This is a genomic window from Alkalibacterium thalassium, assembly GCF_900101165.1.
Taxonomy (GTDB): domain Bacteria; phylum Bacillota; class Bacilli; order Lactobacillales; family Carnobacteriaceae_A; genus Alkalibacterium; species Alkalibacterium indicireducens.
Genome location: NZ_FNFK01000055.1, coordinates 1 through 11,965 on the forward strand (window position 1 = coordinate 1; position 11,965 = coordinate 11,965).

Annotated in this window: 14 protein-coding genes and 1 pseudogene; 10 read left to right on the forward strand and 5 right to left on the reverse strand. The window is 36.6% G+C overall.

What is annotated here, in order from left to right; genetic code table 11:
- The 3 genes and pseudogenes from BLR76_RS09450 to BLR76_RS09460 all read right to left on the reverse strand — a co-directional run.
- Positions 1-179 (reverse strand): annotated as a pseudogene (locus BLR76_RS09450) (ATP-binding protein); the annotation flags it as partial.
- Between the two features lie 260 nt (positions 180-439).
- A complete protein-coding gene (locus BLR76_RS09455; RefSeq protein ID WP_091268442.1) occupies positions 440-790 on the reverse strand; it encodes a type II toxin-antitoxin system PemK/MazF family toxin in 351 nt (116 codons plus the stop codon).
- Complete coding sequence (locus tag BLR76_RS09460; RefSeq protein WP_091268443.1) at positions 790-1,062, reverse strand: AbrB/MazE/SpoVT family DNA-binding domain-containing protein; 273 nt, start codon at positions 1,060-1,062, stop codon at positions 790-792. The genes BLR76_RS09455 and BLR76_RS09460 overlap by 1 nt, the downstream gene beginning before the upstream one ends.
- Before the next feature lie 139 nt (positions 1,063-1,201).
- Here BLR76_RS09460 and BLR76_RS12380 point away from each other — a divergent pair, with 139 nt between their 5' ends.
- From BLR76_RS12380 to BLR76_RS09480, 5 genes are all read left to right on the forward strand, one after another.
- Positions 1,202-1,930, forward strand: a complete 729-nt coding sequence (locus BLR76_RS12380; protein ID WP_091268444.1) for an IS1096 element passenger TnpR family protein — start codon at positions 1,202-1,204, stop codon at positions 1,928-1,930.
- A gap of 41 nt (positions 1,931-1,971) precedes the next feature.
- A complete protein-coding gene (locus tag BLR76_RS12385) occupies positions 1,972-2,310 on the forward strand; it encodes a plasmid pRiA4b ORF-3 family protein (protein WP_483860445.1) in 339 nt (112 codons plus the stop codon).
- Between the two features lie 210 nt (positions 2,311-2,520).
- A complete protein-coding gene (locus BLR76_RS09475; RefSeq protein WP_091268447.1) occupies positions 2,521-2,739 on the forward strand; it encodes a hypothetical protein in 219 nt (72 codons plus the stop codon).
- A gap of 24 nt (positions 2,740-2,763) precedes the next feature.
- Complete coding sequence (locus BLR76_RS11675; protein ID WP_143009230.1) at positions 2,764-2,892, forward strand: transposase; 129 nt, start codon at positions 2,764-2,766, stop codon at positions 2,890-2,892.
- Between the two features lie 37 nt (positions 2,893-2,929).
- Positions 2,930-3,343 (forward strand): nuclease-related domain-containing protein, encoded by a 414-nt coding sequence (locus BLR76_RS09480; protein ID WP_245683078.1) that lies wholly within the window; start codon positions 2,930-2,932, stop codon positions 3,341-3,343.
- 97 nt (positions 3,344-3,440) lie between these two features.
- Here BLR76_RS09480 and BLR76_RS09485 read toward each other — a convergent pair whose 3' ends face one another.
- A complete protein-coding gene (locus BLR76_RS09485) occupies positions 3,441-4,055 on the reverse strand; it encodes a hypothetical protein (RefSeq protein ID WP_091268450.1) in 615 nt (204 codons plus the stop codon).
- A gap of 409 nt (positions 4,056-4,464) precedes the next feature.
- Between BLR76_RS09485 and BLR76_RS09490 the strand changes: the two genes are divergently transcribed.
- Both BLR76_RS09490 and BLR76_RS09495 read left to right on the forward strand, forming a co-directional pair.
- Positions 4,465-5,373 (forward strand): macro domain-containing protein, encoded by a 909-nt coding sequence (locus BLR76_RS09490; RefSeq protein ID WP_091268452.1) that lies wholly within the window; start codon positions 4,465-4,467, stop codon positions 5,371-5,373.
- Entirely contained in the window at positions 5,370-5,897 is a 528-nt protein-coding gene (locus BLR76_RS09495) for a DarT ssDNA thymidine ADP-ribosyltransferase family protein (RefSeq protein ID WP_091268453.1), read from the forward strand. The genes BLR76_RS09490 and BLR76_RS09495 overlap by 4 nt, the downstream gene beginning before the upstream one ends.
- 50 nt (positions 5,898-5,947) lie before the next feature.
- Here BLR76_RS09495 and BLR76_RS09500 read toward each other — a convergent pair whose 3' ends face one another.
- The gene (locus BLR76_RS09500) at positions 5,948-7,336 is read right to left on the reverse strand and encodes an ISLre2 family transposase (protein ID WP_091268455.1); all 1,389 of its coding nucleotides are present in this window, start codon (positions 7,334-7,336) and stop codon (positions 5,948-5,950) included.
- A gap of 128 nt (positions 7,337-7,464) precedes the next feature.
- Here BLR76_RS09500 and BLR76_RS09505 point away from each other — a divergent pair, with 128 nt between their 5' ends.
- The 3 genes from BLR76_RS09505 to BLR76_RS09515 all read left to right on the forward strand — a co-directional run.
- Positions 7,465-7,962 carry a hypothetical protein gene (locus BLR76_RS09505; protein WP_091268457.1) on the forward strand — a complete coding sequence of 166 codons (498 nt, stop codon included), beginning with the start codon at positions 7,465-7,467 and terminating at the stop codon, positions 7,960-7,962.
- Positions 7,963-8,195: 233 nt separating this feature from the next.
- Complete coding sequence (locus BLR76_RS09510) at positions 8,196-11,021, forward strand: TOTE conflict system archaeo-eukaryotic primase domain-containing protein (RefSeq protein ID WP_091268459.1); 2,826 nt, start codon at positions 8,196-8,198, stop codon at positions 11,019-11,021.
- A gap of 349 nt (positions 11,022-11,370) precedes the next feature.
- Positions 11,371-11,965 (forward strand): transposase (locus BLR76_RS09515; RefSeq protein ID WP_176759681.1); only part of this gene is annotated, 595 nt, incomplete at its 3' end.

Sequence of the window (11,965 nt, forward strand, 5' to 3'; positions counted from 1 at the left end):
TCATATTTGGCATATCGTTTCAGAACACGATCGACGGTCCCTTTTTCAAAGGCAGAACGAAGACGTAAAAGTAATTCATGACAACTGATAAACAGTGTACGGTAGCCTTGATGACATGCTTCAATGCCTAATGCAATGACAAGGTGTGTTTTCCCTACACCAGGGTTTCCAATGAAAACTTAGTTGACTACTGCACACATTTGTACCACTGATGCCAACTTTCTTACCACTGTTTGCCAGCTTGATGTACCACTAAAGAAATATCCCATAACCCACTGTATGATTGATTTAGATAAAAGAGAATTTAACTTTGTTGAAAAAGCACCTAAAGAATTAATCCAAGAATGTTATTCAAAGTTAAAATTAATGTATTAAATAAAAGCAGCCGACTGGAAATAAATTCCTTAAGTCTGCTGCTTTTAATGAACGGTTGTCTTCCTTAGAAAAAGTGGTTAATAGTGTCACTTATTTTTTTAACTAAATCGGAGTTTAGGTGTGAAATTGGCTTTCCTATAATTCTGAGAGTCGGATCAATACTTCTTATGTGTTGAAGTAATATTGTGCCCTTTACCTTCTCGTTATTTGGAATTGAAACGAAAAATGGTGAAACAGTAAAACGCTCTTCTTTATATTTTTGAGAGTTACTGATAGGAGCGATTAGAACAGTATTCAAATATCGATTGTAAAAGTTGTTACTGACCACTAAACAGGGCCTAGTCTTTTTTGTTTCTGTTCCTTTTGACGGATCTAGATTAACGAGTATGATATCTCCTTGTCTGAGTTTAGCCATTAATCAAAATCCTCAGCTTCTAAATCTTCACCCCAGGTCATTTCTTTATCATCAATAGAGCCATAGGTTGCTTGCTGTTCCTCTACTTTTTCCCAAAAAGCTTTCTTTTTATCCACGCTTTTAATAACCACGTCTCCTTGTTCATTAGTATAAAATATAATGTGGTCATGAGACTTAATATCTAATGCGGTTCGAATGGACTTTGGAATAGTTACTTGGTTTTTAGATGTGATTTTTGCAGTAACAGGATTTCTTTCTTTGTAGCTAATCATTTCATTCACTCCCATTTAATAGATAATTCTTATTATAGCACAAAAGTAAGGAAAAGTAAGGAGTGTGACTTTAGTTTTTGTCTTTTTTGTTAATGGAATATGTTATGATAGACAAACCAAATAACAGGAGGCATTCACCGTGCTCATACATACAACAGATAAATTTATGTCAGAAATAGAAAAAGCAAAAGGTCACGTCTTGCGGCTCAATCCTACTAATCCAAATGAGAATGCTTGGTTAGCCCATATTGCTATTTTGAATCGAAGAAAAGCGCTCGTACTTGTCCATTTAGAAACGCAGTTAACACTTGTAGCTTGGCTACTTAAAAAAGAAGAATTAAGTAAGATTGAGAACATTATTTACTATGTCAGACAAGCGTATTTTGACTATTTAGGTCTCAATTGGGTCAAGCAGATGGAAATAGAGAAGAAATTTGATAACCGAGATTTGGTATGGACTAAGGGAGAAAACATTGATACACCAGACTATCTTGAAGAAGTCATTAGACCTTTAAGAATGGAAGTGAGAGGGTTTGATGATGAAGAGATTGTCCAGCTGAAATTAATGGAAAAAGTCAATAACCGATTAGTCACTTATCCAGATGGAACCGAAGATACACCGTTAAATAAATGGGAATCATTCTTAAGCGACAAAGGATTAGGAGAGAACCTAGTATTCACGCCACCTGTTGCAGAATTAAAGGTAAGCCTTGAATTGGAAACAGAAGAAGATGTCGTGAGGGTTTTACAGGTTCCAATAACTTATACTTTTAATCAGTTGCATCACATACTGCAGGAAGCCTTCATGTGGGCCGATTATCATTTGCATCAATTCACTTTTGAAAAACCAAATGGTATGTCTGTCTAGTAGACGACGATGAATCATTTGGATATAAACAAAGACAACAAATAATGAAATACGATGAAGAAGTGCAGCTGCTGGAATACATCCGTTCTGGAGATGTCTTTCTGTATGAATATGATTTCGGAGATGATTGGAGACATAGAATTGAAGTGACCCAAATCATTGAAAAGCCGAGTCTTCGAAAAGCGCGTTTAATAGACATGCAAGGGGACCCGGTACCTGAGGATGTCGGAGGAGTAGACGGCTATGCAGAATTTAAACAGGTGATGTCTGATCCATCCGATGAACAGTATGAGCATTTTTCTATGTGGAGTGAACGATTCAGAAGTCGTTTATCCATACACACTTTAAATAGTATTAACTTTAGTTTAGATAGACTTTAAGTTCAATTACAGAACTATCAAGCGTAAAAGCCCACGGTTTTAATCGTGGGATGAGAGCGTAAATTGAGATAAATGTCTGATTGTTTTGTCTTCTTTTTCTTTTTCTTTTAAAAGTAAGTGTACATTTCTCTAGGCTTTCCGTTGACGGAGTGATATACTAAAGTTAACAAAAAAGAACACACGTTTGTATTCGTGATAGAGGTGAAGCGAGTGAAAAAAGAACAGACAAAGTCCTGTGTTAAAGTGCTCAAAGTGAAATTAAAGCCGACTAAAGAACAAGCAGCTGAATTGACCCGGCTATTTAAAGAGTATATTTATCACGCCAACCAGCTTGTCCAGCAGGCTGTATCAGATGGCCGCTTTCCAACAGTCACTTCCAGACACATTGATGTTAGTATGAAATCCTGGACACGTTTTGATAGAATATAAACTATCGAAAAGGAGTGTCTATCGATGTCAAACCGAAGAACCTATGATGTCGACTATAAGAAAACGCTAGTCAGTTTGTACGAAAATGGTCATTCAGTAAAGACTTTAAGTGAGGAACATGGCATAGCAGAACAAACCATCTATCGGTGCTGAAATTGATTTGCTGCTGATTTATGAGAGCGGTATATTCGTGTTTGAATCCAAAAACTACAGCGGGTGGATCTATGGAAACGAGAAATACCAAAAGTGGACCCAGATTTTCCCGAACAAGAAGAAGTACCAATTTTTCAATCCCATCTGGCAGAATAACGGTCACATCAGTGCGTTGAAAAATGTAATGAAGCTTGAAAATGATGCCCTATTTAAATCCTATATTATTTTCAGTGAAAGATTCACGCTTAAAAAGATTACGCTGCAGTCTGAAAATGTCAAAGTCATCAAGACAAACCGGCTTATACCAAATGTAAAGCGTGATATAGTCGAGTCTTCCAAAATACTTTCACCCGAACAAGTTCAAGTGATTTACAAAGTATTGGGCAGGTACGCTTTGGCTGATGAGGTGACCAAACAGGCACATATTGCGGCGGTTAAGGCGAAGGTGTAGTAAAAGTTATAATTACTACATGTTAAGAACACAAAAAAGTACCAAAGAGACTAAATCCTTTGGTCCTTTTGAAGTATTATATTAATTTATCAATCACTTATTTACGCTTCTTACCTTTTTTCTTACGTTTAGCCTGTAATTTTAGATACTCGAGTCTGGCTTTTTTCTTGTCTTCAATGCTATCTGCATGTCCAAACGAAGAGGAAGCTGAGGGTGAGGTCTTTTTTGACTGGCTGTTTGATGCCCTCTGTTTCTTTGATGCTTCTTTCTTAGGCTCGTCAACTTGTGCACTTGACTCGTTGTTCTCAGTTGAAACTTCAGCAGTTTTATCTGCCGGAACCCAAAGCTGTCCATCAACATTATAAGCTAGGCCATGTTCCACTAACTTCAAGATATTTTCCAGGCTGTCATCTGAAAGGGTATCGTCGTATACTTTCATAGACTTATCTGTATTTACTACTGATTCTGAATAAAATGACTGCAAGTCAGAATTAGACTCAAGGACATCCTTCTGTGCAGTTTCCATCCACTCGGTTAGGGCTTCAACAATTTCTGCCTTTTTCCAGCTTTTAGCAATGTCCAAATCGTGATGCTCAATAAAGTGAGTAAGCTGCTTTTTAGTGTACTGATTATTAGCAGCTTCAGTAGATTGCTCCTCGGGCGCTTTTTTGATTTCCAACTGCTTAACAGTCTCTAGGTGTTGCTTGTTCATATTCAATTTCTCCTTTTTAGCTGATTTACAAAGTGTACCATAAACAGGGTGCATGATAACAGTGTTTCGGGTAGTTTTTAATTGATAATTAAAGAAGATCATATTAATTTTTTGACGATTGTAGGACCAAGGGGTCTTTATACTCTTTTTTCCATCTTTTTGTTTTCGATCTAATCGAGAAGGATATAAAGTGGCATGATAGACAGTTAATACTTAAAAATGTCTAAAAAAGCAGTGAGTTTAATAGAAATAGTTATCCACATTTAGAGGTATGAATAATTCAGGTTTGTCACTATTTGATATCATTATCTGATAAGTATTTTCATGGTTAAAAAATAGTACATGACTATATTAATAGTGTTATAATAAATTAAAGCATCCTCTATAGGTAAACGAAAGGGTGATTATTATGCTGTTGTACGTTGAACAAGATATCTTTGAGAGCCAAGCACAAGTGATAGTGAACACAGTAAATACAGTTGGAGTAATGGGGAAAGGTATAGCCAAGAAATATAAGCAACTTTACCCAGATATGTATAAACAATATAGACTTTACTGTGAACAGGAATTACTAGATATTGGGAAGCTTTGGTTATACAAAGATGAGAATAAATGGATTTTAAATTTTCCTACAAAGAAACATTGGAGAAACCCGTCCAAAATTGAATATATTGAAAAAGGGTTGGAAAAATTCGTATCCACTTATGAAGATAAAGGGATTTATTCAGTTTCTTTTCCTCAACTAGGAGCTGGAAATGGTGGATTAAATTGGGAAAAAGAAGTAAAGCCTCTTATGGAAAGATATCTTAAAGATCTACCCATTGACATTTTTGTTCATATTGTTAATAGAACTGGGAAAGTACTGGAACATAAGAATATTAAAGACACAAAAAAGTGGCTTCAGAAGCAGCCATCTGCACTAAGTATTGATTTTGTGTGGGAAGATTTACTACAGGAAATCAACAAGAATCAAGGTGAAATATTTAATTGGTCAGTTAAGGATAATTATGAAACTGAAGAGATAGTAGTTAATACTTCGGATGATTTAATAGAATTTAATAAGGAGGACTTTTATGATTTATGGATCAAGCTGAGAGATTATGGTTACATTTTTATTACTGATTTTCCGGAGAAATATCAAACTAAAAGTAGGAGTAGTAAACTTTTAATGGTTTTCACTATGTTGCCCTATATAGAGCCTCTGAGTGCGTTAAATCATCTAAATCAAGTAACAACCGGTGTGACAATAAAAAATATTAATTTGCCCGAAGAAAATCATGAATCAGTTACTCAACAATTGGAGATGATTTTTGGATGACTGTTACATTTGATACAACTATAGACGAGTTGCAAACAGGAAAGATTTATACAGGCATATATAATTCTTCTAGAAGAGCATGGTTTAAGTACTGCTATCATTTTTCACATATCGAGAATATAGTTTCTATTTTAAATGATGGATATTTATTCTCTAGGAAAGAAGCTTTGTTAAAGAGTAAAATGAAAAGTGACAATGCTAGTAGCAAAATAATCGACCAGACTAATCCTAAATATAAAGAGTATGTTCGTTTATATTTTCGTCCTAAGTCACCAACTCAATATCATAATGAAGGATGTAAGACTAAAGAGCAGCTTAAGATTAGCGAGTTAAATGCTCAATGCTCTGTGCCGGTCTTTTTGTGTTTAGATATACGTAAAGTATTGACTCATCCTGGATGCTTATTTACTGAATCTAGTTTAGCTTCTCAAGGGGCTGTCTCACTTTATTCTACTCCGGATGAATTTAGTAAACTACCTTTTGACAAAATATGTATGTGTCAAGTTATTCTCGGCAACCTTTAATCTAAAAGCTAATATCGTGTTTGACAAAAATCTCCGTAGTTCAATAAAAATCAGCTGAACATTTTTGCAAGTATGCCCGTGAAACTTGAAGTAGAGGCATAGTTGGTCACTTTTCCTGTTTTCACCCGAAGGGTGTCTGTCTTTGACTTCCTTAGAGCCGAACGTACTGCACCCTTGAGGTCTTTTCCGAGTGGTTCAATGTGCTCGTCAACTTCTGATTTAAGTGCGATGTTCAACTCACTATTTCTTTCGGCTGTAAGTAAAGCCCCGACGTGCTCAGCGCCTCTGGCTGTCCAGCTTCGTCCCTGACGTTTCATCCGGTAGCTGTAGAATCGATGACCCGTTTCACATACTCCAACGCCTCTATCGATTTCTAAATCTCTTTCGTAAAAACCTCTCACATAGGGCCAGTTACGCTCCAGGTAAGCATGCAGCTTTCTAACAGCTTCCAATTTGTCCACTCTCACCGATTCAGAATCATCGACTATACGGCTCTGGACTGTTGTCAATACGCATTCCACCTGTTTCCAGTCGTAAGCTCTGACCGCTCGTGTTAATCGGTTCATCATAGGCTTGTCAAAGCTCAACCTAGTTTTTATTTTTCGATGGACATGGAACTTGTCTCTAAAGTGTTCGTGCCGGCGGCACATGCCAATAATATCTTCAAATCGATCAGCTTCATATCCACTTCCTCCATCGCTGTTGGAAATGACGATTGACTGTCTTAAATCATATGTCTGATCAAGGTAGACTCCAGCCTGTTCGAACGCTTCTTGGCTGGATTTCACACTGAAGAAGGCCATCGGTTTAATCAGGTCATGCCTTTTTTTATCTGCCTTGACGCCTTCATGCACAAGAACGCGATGGATAACGGGCTTATCAGTCTGTCTCCCCGCAATATGTAGCCCGTCACCTTCAATAAATACATGACTTACTCGTTTTCGTTTCTCTTTCTTGGACGGACGTTGAGACAGGTACGCCTGAACTTTTCCACCAATTTCCTGTGTGATGCTATGAATCGTCGTGTGGCTCGCTGAAATGGGGGAGCTGATGAGAAGACTTTTTTCTGCTTGCCTGAAAGGCATTTGGCTACCCATTTGGGCAATTTTCTTACGCACATTTAAAGAATAATGCTTACGCTTCTCGAGTCCTAGAGCTTTGTCCAGAGGCAGAAAGCTTTTCTCTCCTTTTTTTCTCAAACGCCTTCGCTCAAAACGAACCTCACCAAAAATAAACTGAATTGTTCGAGTCTCGATGCGATCGACTCGCCAGCCTTTCTCGTAATAGGTCGCATACAGTTCTTTGTCTAATCTCTGGAAGAGAAGTCTGACGATAAAACTATCCAAATCCTTAAGCCATAGGCTTAACCCCAGTTCCATATCCATAGAGGTAGAACTGTTCTTCAAAATATCGATGACTTGTGATAAACTAGGTAACATAAACGAGACCTTTCCTTTCTTTTTGTGTGGTAACTTTAAGATTAAAGGTCTCGTTTCTTTTTGTCTAGTTTTATCAAATACCGAGGTTTATTTTACACTAACACAAAATATATCATGACCGAGCTATAATGGCTTCAGAAGAAACAAGTTCTATTGTAGGTCATCGACATGCTGAAATAATTATCCCCGATTCTCTTCCTTTAACTGATTATCTAAAAAAGATAGTGGTGCGATCACCAGCCGAAAAAGAAACTCTCATAAGTTTGATGAATGAAGATTTAAAGAAAAAATACGAAAAGCTTATCCAGATTGATACGTCTAATATTTTATTTTATAGTAGATGGACTTATTTTCATAACGCTCAATTGGAAAATAACCTTATGACATTTGACGTTAGGGTTAGCAGGTATAATAATAATCAAATACCTATTCAATTTGATGTAGAAGTTGAACTGGTTGATGAAGATGGAACTGTCAAAAGACAACTAATTGAGAACTACTCAGTACCTTCTAAATTGAGGGTGCCCTTTTCAAAACCTAGAGAAAGATATGAGGTTACATGGTGGTTTGATAATCAATTAATGTATAAAGGTAGTTTTCGTTCAGAAGGAAATCTTCCTTTCTAAGGTATGGGGGCTATTATCGATTGTTAAGGTATAGAGGTGCTAATTTGGATCATCCAAGTGCACCTTTTTTTACTTTAATTGGAGTATATTAGTGAATTTATTACATCTAGCGGAATGTTATACTAATTAGTCGGGCCGAGTTATAACAATAGGAGTATAGTGCTAAATGAGTTGCTTAATTATACTCTGAAGAATAAATGGTTAAAAGGGAAATCTGAGGAGGTTGTTAGTGGGTGGAAAAAGAAATAAAAGATATTCTAAACGAAAACCGTATACTAAAAAAAGAGAATCAAATGCTTAAGAATGAAATTGCTAAGCTTAAGCAGGAAGCGAGTCATTCGCAAAGCGGAATAGAATCAAAGTCAGAAGGTTTCTATAATACATACGAAGTTCAGGAAAACAGTAAAAATCAGAATATAATTGTTGATGATAATTTTACCTCAAAAGTAAACAAGTACTCTACACCAGGAGAGAAAGTCAAACTCTATTCCTCTCTTTTTAAAGGGAGAACTGATGTATATGCTGAGAAATTCATTCATACGAAAACCGGTAAAGTTGGCTACGCTCCGAAGAAGAGACCTTACTGGGAAAGAACGGACGACAGACCATATGAACCCTATACTCTCGATACTATTCAAGATCATTTGAGAGGGAAGATTGTTACTGGGATTTTTCCGCTTAAAAACGAAGATAACTGTTTTTTCTTGGCTATTGATTTGGATGGAAGAGAGTGGAGGAAAGACACTTCAGCCATCAGAGAAGTTTGCAATGAGTTTGGTTTACCCGTTTATGTAGAGAGATCGCAATCAGGAAACGGTGCACATTGCTGGTTTTTCTTTGAGACAGAAGTGAAAGCATCGCTCGCTAGGAAAATGGGTACAGAGTTAATTAATCAGACAATGATGAAGAGACACGAGCTTGATTTTGCTTCTTATGATCGAATGTTTCCAAATCAGGATACCGTTCCTAAGGGCGGATTAGGAAATTTGATTGCTCTCCCCTTGCAAAAACAGGCGCGTAAGACTGGAAACAGCTTATTTATTGATGAAAATTTTACTCCTTACGAGGATCAATGGGAATATTTGGCTGCAATTAGTAAGATTACTGCGGATCAGCTGTTCAAAACAATTGAAAGGCTGACAGAAAACGACTCGTCACTTAACTTAGGTAAGAAAGGGTATATGAATAGCTTAAATAAGAGTGATTTCCCGAAATGCGTTCATCTAACTTTGAATAGTATGGTCAGCATTCAGAAAAAAGGAATCTCATCTAGAGCATTGAGCTATCTAAAGTGGACAGCTGCTTTTTACAATCCCGAATTTTATCAGTTACAAGCTATGAGACGATCAACATATCGCGTACAGAGAGTGATCACTTGTCATGAAGAGTCTCAAACGCATATTATGCTCCCTAGAGGTCTTTATGAAAAAATTACTAATATGTTGTCCGATTTAAATATTGAGATTAAAGTCATTGACGAAAGGAGCAAAGGTAATAAATTAGATGTATCATTTACTGGGAATTTGCGTAAAGATCAAACTGAGGCAGTAGAAAGAATGCTTAAGCATAACACCGGAGTACTCTGTGGAACTACTGCCTTCGGTAAAACAGTCGCTGCACTTAATATCATTGCTGAGAAGAAGGTGAACACTCTAATACTTGTTAACAAAGTCTCACTTGCGAATCAGTGGAGAAAAAGAATCGCCCAATTCTTAAAAAATGAGGAGTCAGACGAAGAATCGATATCGACTGGTCAACTTGGTGGAGGGAAGAAAAATTTAACTAACAAATTAGATGTGGCCTTACTTCAGTCATTGTATAGAAACAAAGAAGTTCATGACTGTGTTAGTAAGTACGGTATGATTATCGTAGACGAGTGCCATCATATCTCAGCTTTTAGTTTCGAAAAAGTTCTTAAGAACGCGAATGCTAAGTTCGTATATGGACTGACAGCTACGCCTAAACGTAAAGATGGACATCATCCGATTATTCATATGCAGTGTGGAGATATTCGCTATCAGAATGATGCTAGAAAAGTAGCAGAAGAACGGCCATTTGCACATGTACTGATTCCTCGTTTCACACCATTTGATCCCTATATTGACCTCAATAGTGACCTACAGACTATCTATTCAAGACTGGTTACGAACGATCAAAGAAATCGGATGGTCGTCGAAGACTGTGTGAGCAATGTAAAAGAAGGCAGGAACGGTCTGATATTAACAGAGCGAATAGAACATTTGGATATAATAAAAGAGATGCTGAAAAAAGAAATTAGTAACGTCTATATTCTTAGTGGTAGCCAGGGAAAAAAGAAAAATGATGCCGTTATGCAGGAACTAGAAACGCTGAAAGAAGATGATCCGTTTGTCATAATATCTACTGGCAAATATATTGGAGAAGGGTTTGATGACTCCAGATTAGACACACTATTAATCGCCATGCCATTCTCTTATAAAGGTCGATTACAGCAATATGCTGGTCGATTACATCGGTTGCGTGAAGGGAAAACTGAAGTTCGTATTTATGATTATGTGGACATACACGTTCCTCTTCTAGAAAGAATGTACCGAAAACGACTTAGAGGATATGGGGGCATGGGTTATGAGGTTGCTGAGAACACTTTATCCAACCATAGACAACTTATTTACAGTGGGGATAATTACTACAAACCTCTTGTTAAAGATATGATAAACTCATCTGATGAGGTCATTATTAGTAGTCCAATCTTGTCTGAAAAACAAGTGACTAACATAAAAGAGGACATTGGTAACATTCATTCTAAAGTTTCTTTAGTGACGAACACTTCTAATTTAACAACAAAAGAAGAACAACGGATGAGTGATACTATTATTGGAACACTCTTACAAAAAGGTATTAAGATCATAGAGTCAGAAACCGTCTCCCAGTGTTTTATCGTTATTGACCAATCTATTATTTGGTACGGAAGTATCGAACTATTTGGGAAACAATATAAAAATCGATCGTTTATGCGCATCGAAAGTACAATTCTTGCAAATGAAGTGTTGAAAATTGTAGGGAGAGTAAATAGGGGTTAGATGATCCTATAAGATGGGTAACTTAATAGTAAAAAGCATTAAGAATTCTAGGTGCTTGAAAAAGCTAGGAAATGAGATAATAGTATTTTATAATTTAGGTTGATTGATAAATAAGTTACTTTAAGTGTAGAAATAATAAAGGAACAGAAGCGAAAATACATTTTATGCTTCTGTTCCTTTGTTGTGGGTTAATAAAATAGATCAACATCAAAAAAGAATAATACTAATTTTATTATAAATAGTTGATTTCACTAATGTTGCATTAAAAATTTAACTGTTTCATGATATAAAAAAGTCCTTTATAATGGGGTTGGATGACTTATCCAAGACCAAAACAAAGGACTACAACATGGATAAGTATAAAACAAAAATGACCATAAATAAATGGTTTTCCTACATTTCTTTAGAAACATTAAGTGAATCGTCTCGACAGACTATCAGTCAGTTTAATCGCTATTCAAAAAAGTTAACATTTAAGAAAGTTCTGAAACTCTTTCTCTATGCGATTAATGATGAAACCGATAGCCTACGGCATTTGGATCAACAGTTGGTCAACCCAAACTTAAAAAAAGTGATGGGTATGGAGTCCATCAGCTACTCTCAATTATCACGTGCCTTACGAAAGATCGACCCCTCTGTATTGATGGATATTTTTACGCAATTACTGTCGTTGGTTCATGAAAAAACAGCGGTGCAATCAAAAGAACGCGTGTTTTTAATTGATTCGTCCACTTTTTCACTGAATAAAACACGGTATCCCTGGGGCACGTTTCGCCCGACTAAGTCGGGAATCAAACTGCACTTAAAGGTCTGTCATATGAAAGAAGGATGGGTGCACCCTGAACAATTCGAACTGTCCCATGCATCTGAACACGACCATGATCACTTGAACGTCTTTATCAATGAGAAACGGGCGACCTATGTTTTTGATCGCGGGTATCTGG